The following is a 16922-nucleotide window of genomic DNA, read 5'->3' as shown; positions in this document are numbered from 1 at the left end:
CCATCGAACCTCGCGGCGACCGGAGTCGCGGTCTGTGCTCACCGGGTGGTGATGGGAGCAACGTCGCATTCGAACTTGTGTTCGATGCTACGCCGAATCAAGGCCCCGCGCAAGGGAAATGTTGAGGGAAACGGGTGAGGTTTGGTGGTGACGCTTCTGCCTCGACATGAGGGTGGTGGTCGCCGGTGACCTCATCAATTTTGTCGTTCGCCTTGCATCTCGCGGTGGCTCGATGACGCGCCCCGCGGGGCGGTCTGGGAGCCGCGTGCGAATCTTCCGAAAGTCGATCTACGCATTGCGCACACGCAAAGTCCGAAGGGCTGATTGCGTTGTGCAAGAACGAGTCCCGAAGACCTGTCAGGTGAACAGCACCGCCGGGTTCAGATACCCCGTCGGGTCCAGCGCGGATTTGACCGTGCGCATCGCGGCGATGTCGGCCTCGGTGCGGGCCATCGGCAGGTATTCGCGTTTGCGGGAACCGACGCCGTGTTCGGAGCTGACGTTGCCGCCGTGCTCAGCGATCAATGCCATCATCGCCGAGTACAGCGCCTTCTCCCGGTCGCCGGCGAGTGCGCACCGCACCAGATTCAGGTGCAGGTTGCCCTCACCGATATGGCCGAACAACACCGGAATCGCCTCCGGGGCATGCGCGCCGACCAGATCGACGGCGGCGGCGCTGAACCCGGCGATCGCCGCCAACGGTAGCGACACATCGAACTTCAGCGGCGGCCCGTAGGCGCCCAGCACCTCGCCGACGGATTCACGGACCTGCCACAACCGTTGGGAGGCAATGGTATCCATGCCGACGGCCGGCTCACCGCTGAGTTCGGCATCTTCCAGCGCCTCGGCAAGGCTCTCGGTGCGGTCGTTGTCACCAGCCAGTTCGATCAACAACATCCAGGCTCCGCTCACCGGGGCGGGCACGCCGAGGTGTTCCGCGGTCAGCGCGGCCGCGCGGGCATCGATGAGTTCCAACGCCGCGATCCCGTCGGCGTCACGGAACCGGCGCCCGACCGCGATCAGCGCCTCCAGATCGTCGAACCCGGCCACCGCGGTGACCCGGTGCGCCGGAACCGGATGCAGGCGCAGATCCAATCCGGTGATCACGCCGAGGGTGCCCTCGGCGCCGACGAACAGAGCGGTCAGGTCGTAACCGGTGTTATCGCTGCGGACCTCGCTGTGCCTGCGCAACACCGTGCCGTCGGGCAGCGCCACGTCCAACCCGATGACCTGCTCGCCCATGTTGCCGTAGCGCACGGTGCGCAGGCCGCCGGCGTTGGTGGAGGCCATCCCGCCCACCGTCGCGGAATCCCGGGCGGCCAGATCCACCCCGAACAGCAGACCGGCCGCACCCGCCGCGCGCTGTACCGCGGCCAGGGTGGCACCGGCCCCCACCCGCACCCGGCGTTCGACGGTGTCGACCGGGTCGATGGTGGTGAGCCGCTCGGTGGACAACAACACATCGTGGTGTTCGGGCACCGTGCCGGCCACCAGCGAGGTGCGCCCACCCTGCACCGTCACGAACACCCCGGCGTCACGGCAGGCCCGCAGCACCGCGGCCACCTCGTCGGCGGTGCCGGGCCGCACCAGCGCGCCGGCCCGGCCGCGGTAGCGGCCGGTGTGGTCGACCGCACGGCCGGACAACACATCGGGATCGGTGCTCACTTGACTCGACCCCACGATCGCGGCGAGCTGCTCGAGCAGTGTGGCGGAAAGCGGTTCGGTCATTGCGTCGGTGTATCACATGCGGTGAGGGCGAGAAACGCGCCGAGCTCGATGAGCCCGTCCGGCTTACCGGGCAGGTAGTCGGTCAACTGCGCCGAACGCACCAGCACCGCCGCATACTTGGCGCGGCTGATCGCCACGTTGAGCCGATTCCTGTTCAGCAGGAAGCCGATACCGCGCGGCACGTCGTCGATCGAGGACGCCGTCATCGACACGAAGACCACCGGGGCCTGCCGGCCCTGGAACTTGTCGACGGTGCCGACCTGCACATCGGGCATCCCCGCCGCGTCGAGGCGCCTGCGCAGCAGCACCACCTGGGCGTTGTAGGGCGTCACGACCAGGATGTGCTGCTGACCCAGTGCGACCGTGCCGTCCTCGTCGGTCCACGCGGCGCCCAGCAGCGTGCCGATCTCGGCGATGATCGCGTCGGCCTCCTCGGGGCTCTCGGTCGAGTTGCCGGTGTGCTCGACGGCCAGCACCCGCACCCCGGGCGCGACACCGTCGAGGCGCCGCGCCGCGCTGACCTCCTCGTAGGCCTGCAGCCGGCCGTCATAGGACAGCTGGGACACCGGCCGGCACACATCGGGATGCATCCGGTAGGACACCTCCAGGAAGTACCCGCGCTCCGGCGGCAGCGTGTGGTGGCCTTCCACCAGCCAGCCCAGCGCCGATTCGTTGACCGGTTCGGGGTGGGTGCCCTGGCTGACCTGGGGCAGCTGCTGCGGGTCGCCGAGCAGCAGCAGGTTGCGCGCGGCGGAGGCCACCGCGATGGTGTTGGCGAGGTTGAACTGCCCGGCTTCCTCGACGACCAGCAGGTCGAGACTCTGCCGCGGCACCCGCGCGTCGTTGGCGAAATCCCATGCGGTGCCGCCGATCACACAGCCGCCGTCCGCGGCGATGAAGGCCGGGTAGTCCTTCTCGGCGATCTGGCTCCACGCCGCGCCCTCGCGGCCCTTCTTCTTGCCGACGCGCTGCGGGTCGGCACCGGCGGCGACCACGCCGTCGAGCAGGTTCTCCACCACCGCATGTGATTGCGCGACCACCCCGACCCGCCACCGGTGCTCGGCGACCAGGCGCGCGATCACCGCGGCCGAGGTGAACGTCTTACCCGTCCCGGGCGGGCCGTGCACGGCCAGATACGACGAATCGAGGTCGAGCAGCGCGGCGGTGATGGCCTCGGCGTTGTCGGCCGGGGTGCCCGGCCGCGGCAGCGGATCCCCGCTGACGGTCCGCGGCGGCCTGCGCAGCAGCACATCGGTCACCGCGTCGGCCGGCAGGGCGGGCAGCCCGGCGGCCACCAAAGCCGCTGTGGCATCGATGGACTCCTGAAGCGGGCGGGTGTTGATCGGCGGGCCCGGTGTCAGTGCGAACGGCAACTGGTCGAAGACCTCCCCGTCCTTGGGTTGGCGCTCGCAGACGATCACCGCGGTCGGTACCTCCGGGTCATCGCATTCGAGCACCGCCACCGACCCGAAGGCACGGCGGTCCGGATCATCGGCCAGCCCCTGCGGTGCGGGCGGGTCGTAAAGGGCGTACATGTCACGGGCGAGTTCGCCGTTGGCCAGTTCGCCGGTCAACCGGATGTGCCGTTGCGGCTTACGCGCCCTGGGCGGCTGGTGCCAGTCGTTGACGACCTCGGCGGCGTCGGCGACGAACACGCCACTGTTGTCCGACCATTCGTCGACCGGATTGTTGACGCGATCGAAGTGGCTCCACCAGAACGGTTTGTCCTCGCGCTTGTGGAAGCCGCGCGCCGCGGCGACCATCGCCACGGCACTCTGCTCGGCGCTGCGTTCCTCGACACCATCTCCTGCGAACTTCATCAGCGTGCGGTTCAGGACGTCGGAGATCTCGGCGGTGATCCCGGCTTCGTCGGCACGCACCGGCTGTGGGCCGCGCGGGGGCACCTCCGATTCGATGGCCCTGGCCACCAGCCAGTCCCGAAGCCGACGGGTCGAGCGGCAGTCATACCGGTTGTAGTCCTCGATCTCCTTGAGCACCACCTGCGCGTCGTCGGTGCGGCCCTGCTCACCCAGCGCGCAGAACTTCGCGTACTGGGTGATGGAGTCGGTGGCGGTGGTGACCTCGCCGCTGCGCAGCTCGTTGCCCATGTAGAGCGGTTCGAGGTATTTGATGCTGTAGCTCTCGGCGCCGACCCGAATGCTCTTGCGCACCAAGGGGTAGAGGTCGACGAGCACACCGTTGCGCAGTAGGTCGTCCACCGCGTTCTCGCCGACGCCGTAGCGTCCGGCCAGCCGGAGCAGGGTGCTCTTCTCGTAGGCCGCGTAATGGTAAATGTGCATCTTCGGGTAGCGCCTGCGCCGCTTGCGCACCATCTCCAGGAAGTCGACCAGCGCCTGACGTTCACTGGCCCGGTCGTGCGCCCAGTACGGGGTGAACTCGTCGGTGACGGTCAGGACGCCCCAGAGGTACTCCAGGCCCCAGTCCCGGCCATTGGTGGTCCACAGCGGGTCGCCCTCGAAATCGAAGAACAGGTCCCCCTTGTCGGCGTCGGGCAGCACCATCAGCGGCTGTGCATCGACGACCTCGAAGGGTGGCTTGCCGTCGACCCGATCGGCGATCTGGAGGCGGGCCTGCCCGCTGAGCGCGGCGACGGTGCGTTTCGACAGTTCGGGGACGGGCCCGTCGTGGGCGGCCAGATCGTGCACCGTGGTGATGCCCGCGTCGATGAGCCGGGCGCGCTGGCTGGTGCGCATGCCGGCGACCAGGAGCAGGTCGTCGGACTCCTTGACCTGCACGCTGCACTCGGGGCAGCGGAAGCAGGCCCGCACCACGGCGTCGGCCCAGGACACCGCGACGCCACCGGCCAGGTGCCCGTCGAGCAACCGCTGCAGCGCATCGCGGCGGGGCAGGTAGACCGGCAGCAGTTCATCGACCCGGTAGCTGGAGACCGCGCCGTCACCGAGCACCAGGTCGACCTCCTCGGCGACCGGGACGTCGGCGGTGGCCAACGCGTCGGCGTAGGCCGCCAACTGCAGCAGCGCCTCCACCTTCACCGAGCGGGCCAGCTTGGTGTCGCGCAGCCGGTAGCGCTGGCCCCCGGAGTCTTGTTCCAAGGTCAGGAAGTCGGCGAACCCGGCGAACCTGCCGTCGAACATGGCGGCCTGATAGATGGCCGGATCGCGCCGGCGGACGGCGGCCATGGTGTGCTCGGCGGCGGCGGTGAGACCGGCCACCGTGTAGGCGGGCCGCCCGATCACCGTGACCTCGGTGTCCTGGCGGATCTCGGCGAGGTGGCGCTGCTCGTGCTCGTGGCCGAGATCGGCCGTGCGGGCCAGCAGGTCGTCGTCGGTGGAGACGCGCGGGCCCCAACCGAGGTGGGCGTCGAAGGAGCGCAGCAGCGCGTATTCGCAACGCGCGGCGGCTGCGAGGTCGGAGGCGCTGTAGATGACACGACCCTCAGCGACGAACACGGACCCAGGCTAGGGGAGAGCACCGACACACGTGCTCGGGGCGGGCGGTGTCAGCCGGTGTTGCCGATCAGCTCCACACCGTTGCCGTTCCAGCGGAACCGCACGACGCTGTCGAGCCCGGGCACACCACCGGTGAACTTCAGGGCGATGGTGTCACCGGTGCTGTTGGTCTGGTCGATGTCGTTGAACCCGTAGGTGTCGGGCACGCCGGTCGGGATGAACTTACCGAGGTGGAACATCACCGCGCGGGTGTTGGCGTTTTCGGCGTTGGTGTTGGCCTTGACGATCACCACCGACAGCGGGGCGCACTCGTTGTAGTTGCCCGCCAACGGTTCCGGGCTCCACGGTTGGTTGCTGCGGGGGTCCTTGGGCAGCGCGGACACCGCCCGCGCGATCTCCGGGGCGGCAAGATTCACCGCGCACGGATCGGGTGCGGGGGTCGCCGTGGGCGGGGGCGGCGGCACGGGCGCGGCGACGGTCGTGCTGGCCGGTGCGGCCGCAGTCGGACGGTCGTCCGGGGTCTTGGAGACCGTGGAATCGCTGGACCCACACGCCGCCAGCAGCAGGGCCAGAATGGGGGCGGCTGCCAGGACTGGAGCTCTCAACACAAGCACCTCACAAGATCGAACCGTACCGGTGACGGCCTTCCGTCCGGCCCATGCCCGGTCACGCTCTAGACTGCTCTTGAAATGACGTCGCCTGATGAACCCACCCCCGCTGCCGAAGTGACCTTCGCTGACCTGCAAATTCACCCCGCGGTGCTGCAGGCCGTCTCCGACGTCGGCTACGAGTCGCCGTCGGCGATCCAGGCGGCCACCATTCCGGCCATGATGGCCGGCTCCGATGTGGTCGGCCTTGCCCAAACCGGAACGGGCAAGACCGCGGCCTTCGCGATCCCGATCCTGTCCAAACTCGACCCGAACAGCAGGCACACCCAGGCCTTGGTGCTGGCCCCCACCCGGGAGCTGGCACTGCAGGTCGCAGAGGCTTTCAGCCGTTACGGCGCGCACCTTAGTGTCAACGTGCTGCCGATCTACGGCGGCTCTCCGTACGGACCGCAGCTGGCGGGGCTCAAGCGGGGCGCGCAGGTCGTGGTCGGCACGCCCGGCCGCGTCATCGACCACCTGGACAAAGGCAGCCTCGACCTCTCGCACCTGGACTACCTGGTGCTCGATGAGGCCGACGAGATGCTGCAGATGGGCTTCGCCGAGGATGTCGAACGCATCCTTGAGGGCACTCCCGAGTACAAGCAGGTCGCGCTGTTCTCGGCGACCATGCCGCCGGCCATCCGCAAGATCACCAGCAAGTACCTGCAGGACGCCGTCGAGGTCAAGGTCAAGACCAAGACGGCGACCGCGGAGAACATCACCCAGCGCTTCATCCAGGTCGACGGCCGCCGCAAGATGGACGCGCTGACCCGGGTTCTGGAGGTCGAAGAATTCGACGCGATGATCATCTTCGTGCGCACCAAGCAGGCCACCGAGGAGGTCGCCGAGAAGCTGCGGGCGCGCGGGTTCTCCGCGGCCGCCATCAACGGTGACATCGCGCAGGCGCAGCGCGAACGGACCATCGCCAATCTCAAATCGGGCGGCGCCAAGGGCATCGACATCCTGGTGGCCACCGACGTCGCGGCCCGTGGTCTGGACGTCGACCGGATTACCTATGTGCTCAACTACGACATCCCGCACGACCCGGAGTCCTATGTGCACCGCATCGGTCGTACGGGCCGGGCGGGCCGCTCCGGCACCGCGCTGCTGTTCGTCTCCCCGCGGGAACGCCATCTGCTGAAGTCGATCGAGCGGATCAGCCGACAGAAGCTGATCGAGATCGAACTGCCCAGCGTCGACGACGTCAACGCCCAGCGGGTGGCGAAATTCAACGACTCGATCAGCGATGCGCTCAATGCGCCGGGGATCGAACTGTTCCGCAGGCTCATCGAGGACTACGAGCGCGACCACGATGTGCCGATCGCCGATATCGCGGCCGCGCTGGCGCTGGAATCGAGGGACGGCGAGGCCTTCCTGATGACCGAGCCGCCGCCGGAGAAGCGCCGCGAGCGCGAGGAACGCGCGCCACGCGAGGACGGGCCGGGGCGCAAGAAGCACAGCACCCGCAGCGATCTGGCGACCTACCGCATCGCGGTCGGCAAGCGGCACAAGGTCATGCCCGGTGCCATCGTCGGCGCCATCGCCAACGAGGGCGGCCTGCACCGCAGCGACTTCGGCCACATCGCCATCAAGGTCGATCACTCGCTGGTGGAACTGCCCGCCAACCTGCCCGGCAAGGTCTACAAAGCGCTGGAGAACACCCGCATCCAGGGCGTCCTGATCAACCTGCAACCGGAACGGAGCAGCAAGCCCCGTCGCAAGGACTCGTGACGGCGCAACAACAAGCCCAGGGTGGTCTGGAGTCCGTCTCGACCACCGATCGGGTCGCTGCGCTCACCGGTGTCCGTGCCGTCGCCGCTCTGCTAGTGGTGCTCACCCATGCCGCGTACACCACGGGGAAGTATCCGCAGGGCTACACCGGCCTGGCGCTCTCGCGTGCCGAGATCGGTGTGCCGATCTTCTTCGTGCTCTCCGGGTTCCTGCTGTTCCGGCCCTGGGTGAAGGCCGCCGCCTCAGGTTCCGCACCGCCATCGGTGCGCCGGTACGCCTGGCACCGGGTGCGCCGGATCATGCCCGCCTACGCGGTCACCGTGCTGGCCGCCTACGCGCTGTACCACTTCCGGCATGCCGGACCGAACCCCGGACATACTTGGGAAGGGTTGCTGCGCAACCTTTCTCTGACCCATATCTACGCCGACAACTACGTCTACCGGTTCCTGCACCAGGGCCTCACCCAGATGTGGAGCCTGGCGGTCGAGGCCGCGTTCTACGTGGCCCTGCCCGCGCTGGCCTGGCTGCTGCTGGTCCTGCTGTGCCGGCGCAGGTGGCGCCCGGGGCTGCTGTACTTCGGGCTCGCCGTGCTGTTCGCGGTCAGCCCGGGCTGGCTGGTGCTGGTGCACACCACCGATTTCCTGCCCGACGGCGCGCGGCTCTGGTTGCCGACGTATCTGGCCTGGTTCGTCGGCGGGATGCTGCTGGCGGTGCTGGAGGCCAGGGGTGCACGGGCCTACGCCATGGTGTGCATCCCGCTGGCGGTGGTCAGCTATTTCATCGCCTCGACCCCGATCGCGGGGGAGCCGACCACCTCGCCGGCGTTGCTGAGCGAGGCCATCGTCAAGACGATCTTCTACGCCGGCATCGCCACCCTGGTGGTGGCGCCGCTGGCCCTGCCCGGACCCACCCGGGCCGGGGACAAGGGCTGGTATTCGCGGCTGCTGGCCAGTAGGCCCATGGTGTTCCTCGGCGAGATCTCCTATGAGATCTTCCTGATCCACCTGATCATCATGGAGCTGGTGATGGTCGAGATCCTGCGCGACCCGGTCTACACCGGATCGATGACGGCGCTGTTCCTCGGCACCATGGTGGCGACCGTTCCGCTGGCCTGGTTACTGCATCGCTTCACCCGGGTACGCGACTGACCACAAGACCGACTCGGCTCAAGTTAGGCTAAGCTAACCTAAGTTGAGCCGAGGAGGGACGATGATCGATCTCAAGCCGCAACGCGGTATCGAAGGTGTACTGGTCAAGCTGTGGCGGGGCGGCGACTACGAACTCACGGTCACCGGCCGCACCGCGATCACCCCGAACTTTCTGCGTCTGCACTTCGCCGGGCCCGAACTGCTCACCGAGCGTCCGATCCACCCGACGATGTGGGTGCGCGGCTGGTTCCCGGACGGCTCGCGTTCGCACCAGCGGGGCTACACCCTGGTCAACCCGGATCCCGAGGCCGGCACCGTCGATATCGACTTCGCCATGCACGACGGGGTCGCGACGCGCTGGGCGCGCGAGGCGCGGGCCGGCGACACCCTGGAGGTGACGGTGCTGGGCAGCGATTTCGCCATCCCGGAACCGGCGCCGGCCGGTTACGTCATCGTCGGCGACACGGCGTCACTGCCGGCCATCAACTCCCTGCTGGAGGCCATCGGTGATGCCCCCGCCCAGGTCTTCCTGGAGTCCTCGCATGATGACGATCGCGAGTTGCCCACCGGCAGAGCCGATGTGACGTGGGTTGACCGCGTGGATGACGGCGGCGCACTGGTGGACGCGGTGGCCGCGGCGGCCTTTGATGCCCCGGACCATTTCGGCTGGGTGGCCTGTGACAACCGGACCACCCGGGCGGTCGCCCGGGTGCTGCGCGAGGACTACAAGATCCCGCGCAAATCCGTGAAGGCCCGGGCCTACTGGGCGGCCTGAGGCGCGACGGCCACCAATGGCACCACGAACGTGTCGAGCATGATGCGTTCGTCGGCCTCGTCGCGGCCGGGAAACTGCAGCAGCGAGATCAGCACCCGCACCAGCCAGCGCGCCCGTAGTTCCACATTGCCCTGTTCGAGGTGGCCTTGCTCGCCCATCGAGGCGAGGAACGCCTCGGTCAGCACTCGGATCACATCTGAGCGCTCACCCATCTCGCCACCGATGGGACGGGCGGTGCTGGCGAACCACGAAGCGAGCGAAGGGGTTTCACGCACCCGCTGCAGAGCGGCAAGCGCACCTTCGATGACCCTCTCGTGCGGATCGGTCACCCCGGTGAGTCGCTCGCCGATCTCGCCGAACAGTCGGTGGGTCTCCCGGTGCACATAGGCGGTGTAGAGCACATCACGGTTCTCGAAGTAGCGGTAGAGCGTGGCCCGCGAACAGCCCGCGGCACGGGCGATCTCGTTCATCCCCACCGCCGCCGCATCGTGCTCGGCGAACAGGTCCTCGGCGGCGTCCAGGATGCGTTCGGCGGCAGCCTCGGTGCGTCGCTCGGCCAGCCAGTCGGTCCCCATCAGATCACCCTGAACGGCACCGCCAGCGGGCGTCGCACATAGCTGCCGCCGGCCCACACGACGTTGTCCTCGTCGACCTCGAAATCCGGTATGCGGGTGAGTAGTTCCTCCAGCGCGACGCGCGACTGCATGCGGGCGGCCGCCGCGCCCAGGCAGTGATGCGCGCCGTGGCTGAACGTCAGGATGTTGCGCGGTTTGCGGGTGATGTCCAGTTCGGCGGCATCCGGGCCGTACTGGCGTTCGTCACGATTGCCGGAGCCGTACAACAGCAGCACCCGGCGCCCCGCCGGGATGGTGGTTTCGGCGACGGTGACATCGCGGGTGGCGGTGCGGGCCAGGCCCTGCACGGGCGAGGTGAGCCGCAGGAACTCGTCGACGGAATCCGGTATGAGTTCCGGGTTTTCGACCAGCATGCGGCGCTGTTCGGGGTTGCGGTGCAGCAGTTGCACCGAACCGCCCAGCATTCCGGTCGTGGTGTCATTGCCTCCGGTCACCATGGTGAAGGTGAACGCCAGGATGGACAGCACGCCGGCGATGTCACCGTCGGCTCCCACGCCGGCGGCCACCAGGTGCGACACCGTGTCGTCGGCCGGCTCGGTGCGCCGGCGTTCGATGAGTGCAGTGAAGTAGGCCATCATCCCGCCGAGCGCATCGCCGAGGGTCTCCAGCGCGCCGCCGATACCGCCCTCGGAGGTATTGGCCGCCACGATGGCGTCGGTCCAGCCGTCGAACTGGCCGCGGTCTTCCTCGGGCACGCCCAGATAGTGCGCCACCACCATGGACGGCAGCGGTTTGAACAGCTCCGCCACGATGTCCCCGCCGCCGTTCGCACGCAATTTCTCGATGCGTTCGATGACGTATTCGCGGACCTTCGGTTCCACGGATTCCACCTGCCGGGGGGTGAACCCCCGTGAGACGAGCTTGCGGAACTCGGTGTGCACCGGCGGATCCTGCATGACCATCGGCGGATTGTCGGCCAGGCCGATCATTTCCAGCTCGCCGTAGTTGACGGTCAGGCCCTGCGCCGAGGAGAAGGTCTGGTGGTCACGCGCGGCGGCGAAGATGTCGGCGTGCCGGGACATCACGTAGTAGTCGTGGTCCGGGTCGTCGGTCGGGACGTGATGCACCGGGTCGTGGTCGCGCAGCGCGCGGTACATGCCGAAGGGATCCGGCCAGCTTTCGGGGGTGCCGAGCCGGAACACGGCCGGAGCCCTATGAGACATATCAGCTGTCATGTCTTATGAGTACGACAAAGGGCTCTAACTGTCAAGGTTGTGGAGCCGACTGGTCCCGCAGTGCGGAAGCGGCGCGTTTTGGTCGTCCGCTGTGGATCGCGCACCGTACGCCGCTGCACACGCGAGTTCCCGACGATCACCGTCCGACACGAACCGCGCCGGGCTGCCCATCGCCACCTCGCGCCGCTGCAGCGGCGCGCTCCCGGTCAGCACCAACACGACTGCGAAACCGTCGTGATCACCGGTCGTGGTGGTGGGGGTGTTGTAGGCGTTCTCCAGCGGCACGAGGCCGCCGTAGGTCGCCTGGCCGCCCGAGATCAGCGCCGTGGCCAGCGCGTCGCGTGCCTCGTTGGACGACACGTAGACGTGCCCGGGCAGCAGTCCGGAGAACCCGACCCGCTCGGTGCTGAAGGCGCCGCTCCACACGAAGCCGGCGTCGGTCTGGATCGGATCGGGCCCGAAGAACCGGCCGTGGTCATTGCGGAACAGGAAGAAATTGTTGGAGTAGGCCAGCAGCGGACCCTTGGGCTTCTGCCCGTAGGTCACGCCGTCGATGGTGCCGCGGAACCCGACGTTGTGCAGGGGCTGCGCGGGAAACCGGGATCCCAGCATGGCGTTGTTGAGCCCGCGATTGGCTTGTGCGCCCGTCGTCGAATGCGGGTCGACGACGATGACGTTGACGGTCTCCAGCATCTTCTTGCCGCCGAGGCGTTTTCCGCCCCAGTCCGCGATCTGACCGTTCGCCTTCAGCATCCACGTGCCGATATCGCCGTACGCCGTGGAGACGGCGTCCGCAGGGGTGGGCGTCGTGGGATCGGCAATGCCCGCGATCGCCGCTTCCTCGCGGGCCGCCGCCGTGAAAACGTCGGCCCCCGCGCGGGATGGTGCGGCGGCCGTCAGGCTGCGGCGCACCGCCCTCTTCGGTGTCGCGGGTTTCTTCGTCGCAGGTTCGGCCGTGGTGGGCCTGGCGGCCGAGGGTGACGCCGAGCTTTCGGCCGACGTGGCGCCACCGGTGGGACCGTCCGCATGTGCGGAGCCGATACCGCCGGCGATCGCGGCACCGATTCCGAGGGCCACCGCCATCGACCCGACGACACCGGCGCGCTTCGAGGTGCCGTGCCCGCCTGCGGTCATTTCGATCACCCTCCCCGCGGGGAGCGTATCCGGGGTTTCGGTCGCAGGAATGGGTGTTGGGCAAAGATCCGGCGCCGGTCGAACGGTCACCGGGGACACCAGCCGCGGGATGGGTAAGGCTAGCCTTAGCGCAGACGTTCGCAGCACATGCGACGGGGAGGAGATCGCCGATGGCACGCGGCTTCCAGGGCGTGATGATGCGCGGTTTCGGCGCGCGTGACCACGAGGTCACCGTGCTGGGCAGCGAGCGGCTGGCGCCGCACTGCGTGCGGATCCGGATGGTCTCGCCCACGGTGTTCGAGGACGCCAACACCGACCCCACATCGTGGCTGCGCTTCTGGTTCCCCGACCCCGAGGGCACCGATACCGAATTCCAGCGGGCCTACACCATCTCGGACTCCGACCCCGAGACCGGGCGTTTCGCCGTGGACGTGGTGCTCCACGAACCGGCCGGGCCCGCGTCGGCCTGGGCGGCCACCGTCGAACCCGGTGCGACCATCGCCGTGATGGTGATGGGGTCCAAGGGATTCTCGGTACCCGAGGCCGTCGAGGACCGGCCGGCCGGCTACCTGCTCATCGGTGACGCAGCCTCCCAGCCGGCCATCAACGGCATCATCGGTGCTGTCCCGCAGGACATCCCGATCGAGCTCTACCTCGAACAGCATCACGACGATGACGCGCTGATCCCGCTCGCCGAACATCCCCGCCTCACCGTGCACCGGGTCCCGCATCGGGATGCGGAGTCGCTGGCCGCCGCCATCGAGTCCCGCGACTGGTCCAACTGGTACGCGTGGGCGGGGCCGGAAGCCGGTGTCCTCAAACACCTGCGCACCCGGTTACGGGACGAGTTCGGCTTCCCCAAGCAGGAGATCCACGCCCAGGCGTACTGGACCGAGGGCCGCGCCATGGGCAGCAAACGCGGTGAGGATGCACCGGAAACCTCAGCACCGAAGCCCGCGGCCGAGCCGGTGGCCACATCTGCGGCCGCCGCCCCGACGGGCACCTGGCGCGCGCAGGCGGCCGGCCGGCTACTGGCCCCGCTGAAGAAGAAGCTGATCATCTCCGGGGTGCTGCAAGCCCTGATCACCCTGATCGAGCTCGCACCGTTCGTGCTGCTGGTCGAACTGGCCCGGCTGCTGCTCATCGGTGCGGACTCCGATGAGTTGTGGAACCTCGGCATCGCCGCGGTCACGCTGCTGGGGACCGGGACCTTCCTGACCGCAGCGATGGCGCTCTGGCTGCACCGGGTGGACGCCCACTTCGCGCGCGAACTGCGCGGGCGGCTGCTGACCAAGATGTCCCGGCTTCCGTTGGGCTGGTTCACCGCCCGCGGGTCGGGATCGATCAAACAACTCGTCGCCGACGACACCCTGTCGCTGCACTACCTCATCACCCACGCCATCCCCGATGCGGTGGCGGCGGTCATCGCGCCGGTCGCGGTGCTGGTCTATCTGTTCGTCGTCGACTGGCGCATCGCGCTGGCGCTGTTCGGCCCGGTGCTGGCCTATCTGGTGCTGATGTCGGTCATGTCGATCCAGTCGGGCGCCAAGATCGCCGCCGCACCGCGCTGGGCGGAGCGGATGAACGGCGAAGCCGGGGCCTACCTGGAAGGCCAACCGGTGGTGCGTATCTTCGGCGGCGCCGCCTCCTCGAGCTTCCGCAACCGGCTCGACGAATACATCGGCTTCCTGGTCGACTGGCAGCGACCCTTCGTCGGCAAGAAGACCCTGATGGATCTCGTCACCCGGCCCACGACGTTCCTCTGGCTGATCATGATCGTGGGCACCCCGCTGGTGGTCGGCGGTCGGATGGATCCGGTGAACCTGCTGCCGTTCCTGTTGCTGGGCACCACCTTCGGGGCCCGGCTGCTGGGCATCGGCTATGGGCTCGGCGGTATCCAGGGCGGCATGCTGGCGGCCCGGCGGGTGCAGAGTGTGCTCGACGAACCGGAGCTGACGGTGCGCGAAGGCCCCGCACCAGGCACGGCCGACGGCACCGTCGTCTTCAGCGGTGTCACCTTCGGGTATCGCCCCGAGGTGCCCGTCATCAAGAACGTCAGCCTCACCCTGCGCCCGGGCACCGTCACCGCGCTGGTCGGTCCGTCGGGTTCGGGCAAGTCCACGCTGGCCGCACTGCTGGCCCGCTTCCACGATGTCCAACGGGGCGCGATCAGCGTCGGCGGCGCGGACATCCGCACACTGTCCGCCGACGAGCTGTACCGCCGAATCGGCTTCGTGCTGCAGGAAACTCAGCTGGTGCACGGCAGCGCCGCCGAGAACATCGCGTTGGCCCAGCCCGATGCCGACGCCGAGGAGATCACCGCGGCCGCCCGGGACGCCCAGATCCACGAACGCATCCAACGACTGCCCGACGGGTATGACACCGTGCTCGGTGCGGGCGCCGGGCTCTCCGGTGGTGAGCGTCAACGCCTCACCATCGCGCGGGCCATCCTCGCCGACACCCCGGTGCTGATCCTCGACGAGGCCACCGCCTTCGCCGACCCCGAATCGGAATACCTTGTCCAGCAGGCACTGAACCGGTTGACCAGGGACCGCACGGTGCTGGTCATCGCGCACCGGCTGCACACCATCACGCACGCGGATCAGATCATCGTGCTCGACGACGGTGAGGTCGCCGAAACCGGCACCCACGACGACCTGCTCGCGGCGGGCGGGCGGTACCGGGCGCTCTGGGACTCCGGCAGGACGGTCACCGCGGGACAGGAGGTCACCCGATGATTCGCACGCTGCTGGCGCTCATCCCCGGCGACCGACGCGGCCGGGTCCGGCTCTACACCGCGCTCACCGTCTTCTCGGTGCTGCTGCGCGCGATCGGGGTCGTGCTGCTGGTGCCCCTGGTGGCAGCACTTTTCAGCGACACCCCGGCCGACGCCTGGCCGTGGCTGGGCTGGCTGACCGCGCTGACCGTGACCGGCTGGCTGATCGACACCACGACCGCCCGGCTGGGTTTCGACATCGGCTTCGCGGTGCTCGACGCCACCCAGCACGATATGGCCGATCGGCTACCGAACATCAAGCTGGACTGGCTGACTCAGGAGAACATCGCCACCACCCGGCAGGCCATCGCCGCGACCGGTCCCGAACTCGTCGGCCTGGTGGTGAACCTGCTGACGCCGCTGATCGGTGCCGTCTTGCTGCCCGCGGCCATCGCGGCGGCACTGTTGGTGGTGTCGGTCCCGCTCGGGCTGGCGGCCTTCGCCGGAGTGGTGATCCTGCTCGGCGCGCTGTGGCTGGCCGGGCGGCTCAGCCGGACCGCGGACCGGGTTGCCGGGGAGGCGAACTCGGCGTTCACCGAACGCCTCATCGAGTTCGCCCGCACCCAGCAGGCGCTGCGCGCGGCGCGTCGGGTCGAGCCGGCGCGCAGCCTGGTCGGCACGGCGCTGCAGGCCCAGCACGGCGCGAGTCTGCGGCTGCTGACCATGCAGATTCCCGGTCAGCTGCTGTTCAGCCTGGCCAGCCAGCTCGCGCTGATCGTGTTCGCCGCGGCGACCACCGTGCTGACCGTGCGCGGGGATCTCACTGTCCCGGAAGCCATCGCACTGATCGTGGTGATCGCCCGCTATCTGGAACCCTTCACCGTGCTCAGCGAACTGTCCGGCGCGCTGGAATCGACCCGCGCGACACTGGCCAGGATCCAACGGGTGCTCGACGCGCCGACCCGCTCGGCAGGCGCCGCGGCGCTCACCGATGATGGCGCACCGCGGATCGCGTTCGAGGACGTCACGTTCGGCTACGGCGGTGAGCCGGTGCTGCAGAACCTCAGCTTCGCACTGGAACCCGGCACCACGACCGCCGTCGTCGGACCGTCCGGATCGGGCAAGAGCACCATCCTCGGCCTGATCGCCGGGCTGCACGAACCCGACGGGGGCCGCGTGCTGTTCGGGGACGTCGACCTGGCCACCCTGCACCCCGAGGCCCGCCGCGCCGCGGTGAGCGTGGTCTTCCAGCAGCCCTACCTGTTCGATGGGTCGTTACGCGACAACATCCTCGTCGGCGACCCGGCCGCCGATGCCGACACGCTGGCCGGCGCGACCCGGCTGGCCCGGGTCGACGAACTGTCCGCCCGGCTGCCCGACGGGCAGCGGACCGCGGTCGGAGAGGCCGGGTCCGCGCTGTCCGGCGGGGAGCGTCAGCGGGTCAGCATTGCCCGCGCGCTGGTCAAACCGGCTCCGGTGCTGCTGGTCGACGAGGCCACCAGCGCGCTGGACACCGAGAACGAAGCGGCGGTCGTGGACGCACTCACCGCCGACCTGCGTCCCCGCACCCGGGTGATCGTTGCGCACCGGCTGGCCAGCATCCGGCGCGCCGACCGGGTGTTGTTCGTCGAGGACGGTCGCATCGTCGAGGACGGCACCATCGAGGATCTGCTCGCCGCGGACGGCCCGCACCACCGGTTCCGGGAGTTCTGGAGCCGGCAGCACGCCGCGGCCGACTGGCAGATCACCGTCTGATCCCCGCGATTTCCTCCGCGCACCACGTCGATGAGGAAGGTTGTTCT

Annotated in this window: 11 protein-coding genes; 5 read left to right on the top strand and 6 right to left on the bottom strand. The window is 68.7% G+C overall.

Translation table 11 applies throughout. The annotated features are described in order from the left end of the window. Window positions 1–357: 357 nt before the first annotated feature. From C6A86_RS20990 to C6A86_RS20980, 3 genes are read right to left on the bottom strand one after another with little or no spacing between them, the layout of a single operon-like run. Window positions 358–1728, bottom strand: coding sequence for an FAD-binding oxidoreductase (locus C6A86_RS20990; RefSeq protein WP_105366792.1), 1371 nt, complete (start codon window positions 1726–1728; stop codon window positions 358–360). Then, complete coding sequence (locus C6A86_RS20985; RefSeq protein WP_105366791.1) at window positions 1725–5159, bottom strand: TM0106 family RecB-like putative nuclease; 3435 nt, start codon at window positions 5157–5159, stop codon at window positions 1725–1727. The genes C6A86_RS20990 and C6A86_RS20985 overlap by 4 nt, the downstream gene beginning before the upstream one ends. A 50-nt stretch (window positions 5160–5209) precedes the next feature. Next, window positions 5210–5764: an LppP/LprE family lipoprotein gene (locus tag C6A86_RS20980; RefSeq protein ID WP_233213301.1), complete on the bottom strand. Its 555-nt coding sequence runs from the start codon at window positions 5762–5764 to the stop codon at window positions 5210–5212. Between the two features lie 84 nt (window positions 5765–5848). On the opposite strand from C6A86_RS20980, the gene C6A86_RS20975 reads away from it, so the two are divergent. The 3 genes from C6A86_RS20975 to C6A86_RS20965 all read left to right on the top strand — a co-directional run bounded on the left by C6A86_RS20975 (window position 5849) and on the right by C6A86_RS20965 (window position 9460). Beyond that, the gene (locus tag C6A86_RS20975; RefSeq protein ID WP_105366790.1) at window positions 5849–7537 is read left to right on the top strand and encodes a DEAD/DEAH box helicase; all 1689 of its coding nucleotides are present in this window, start codon (window positions 5849–5851) and stop codon (window positions 7535–7537) included. After that, window positions 7534–8685, top strand: a complete 1152-nt coding sequence (locus C6A86_RS20970) for an acyltransferase (protein WP_105366789.1) — start codon at window positions 7534–7536, stop codon at window positions 8683–8685. The genes C6A86_RS20975 and C6A86_RS20970 overlap by 4 nt, the downstream gene beginning before the upstream one ends. Before the next feature lie 61 nt (window positions 8686–8746). After that, entirely contained in the window at window positions 8747–9460 is a 714-nt protein-coding gene (locus C6A86_RS20965; RefSeq protein WP_105366788.1) for a siderophore-interacting protein, read from the top strand. Here the strand turns inward: C6A86_RS20965 and C6A86_RS20960 are convergent. Genes C6A86_RS20960 through C6A86_RS20950 form a run of 3 tightly spaced genes read right to left on the bottom strand, consistent with a single transcriptional unit; the run spans window position 9445 to window position 12404 of the window. Then, window positions 9445–10035 (bottom strand): TetR/AcrR family transcriptional regulator, encoded by a 591-nt coding sequence (locus tag C6A86_RS20960; protein WP_105366787.1) that lies wholly within the window; start codon window positions 10033–10035, stop codon window positions 9445–9447. The genes C6A86_RS20965 and C6A86_RS20960 overlap by 16 nt on opposite strands. Beyond that, complete coding sequence (locus C6A86_RS20955; protein WP_105366786.1) at window positions 10035–11270, bottom strand: cytochrome P450; 1236 nt, start codon at window positions 11268–11270, stop codon at window positions 10035–10037. Before C6A86_RS20955 ends, C6A86_RS20960 begins: the two co-directional genes overlap by 1 nt. A 24-nt stretch (window positions 11271–11294) precedes the next feature. Beyond that, window positions 11295–12404, bottom strand: a complete 1110-nt coding sequence (locus tag C6A86_RS20950) for a hypothetical protein (protein ID WP_105366785.1) — start codon at window positions 12402–12404, stop codon at window positions 11295–11297. A 170-nt stretch (window positions 12405–12574) separates the two neighbouring features. Here C6A86_RS20950 and C6A86_RS20945 point away from each other — a divergent pair, with 170 nt between their 5' ends. Both C6A86_RS20945 and C6A86_RS20940 read left to right on the top strand, forming a co-directional pair. Then, complete coding sequence (locus C6A86_RS20945) at window positions 12575–15142, top strand: ABC transporter ATP-binding protein/permease (RefSeq protein WP_105366784.1); 2568 nt, start codon at window positions 12575–12577, stop codon at window positions 15140–15142. Further along, window positions 15139–16875, top strand: coding sequence for an ABC transporter ATP-binding protein (locus tag C6A86_RS20940; RefSeq protein ID WP_105366783.1), 1737 nt, complete (start codon window positions 15139–15141; stop codon window positions 16873–16875). The genes C6A86_RS20945 and C6A86_RS20940 overlap by 4 nt, the downstream gene beginning before the upstream one ends. Window positions 16876–16922 lie beyond the last annotated feature (47 nt).

This window comes from Mycobacterium sp. ITM-2016-00316, assembly GCF_002968335.2.
In the GTDB taxonomy this organism is placed as follows: domain Bacteria; phylum Actinomycetota; class Actinomycetes; order Mycobacteriales; family Mycobacteriaceae; genus Mycobacterium.
This window is presented reverse-complemented; position numbering and strand designations above follow the sequence as displayed.

Coding starts and splice junctions, on each gene's coding strand:
- C6A86_RS20965 (WP_105366788.1), top strand. CDS start 8,747: ATGATCGATCTCAAGCCGCAACGCGGTATCGAAGGTGTACTGGTCAAG.
- C6A86_RS20940 (WP_105366783.1), top strand. CDS start 15,139: ATGATTCGCACGCTGCTGGCGCTCATCCCCGGCGACCGACGCGGCCGG.
- C6A86_RS20960 (WP_105366787.1), bottom strand. CDS start 10,035: ATGGGGACCGACTGGCTGGCCGAGCGACGCACCGAGGCTGCCGCCGAA.
- C6A86_RS20945 (WP_105366784.1), top strand. CDS start 12,575: ATGGCACGCGGCTTCCAGGGCGTGATGATGCGCGGTTTCGGCGCGCGT.
- C6A86_RS20955 (WP_105366786.1), bottom strand. CDS start 11,270: ATGACAGCTGATATGTCTCATAGGGCTCCGGCCGTGTTCCGGCTCGGC.
- C6A86_RS20990 (WP_105366792.1), bottom strand. CDS start 1,728: ATGACCGAACCGCTTTCCGCCACACTGCTCGAGCAGCTCGCCGCGATC.
- C6A86_RS20950 (WP_105366785.1), bottom strand. CDS start 12,404: ATGACCGCAGGCGGGCACGGCACCTCGAAGCGCGCCGGTGTCGTCGGG.
- C6A86_RS20975 (WP_105366790.1), top strand. CDS start 5,849: ATGACGTCGCCTGATGAACCCACCCCCGCTGCCGAAGTGACCTTCGCT.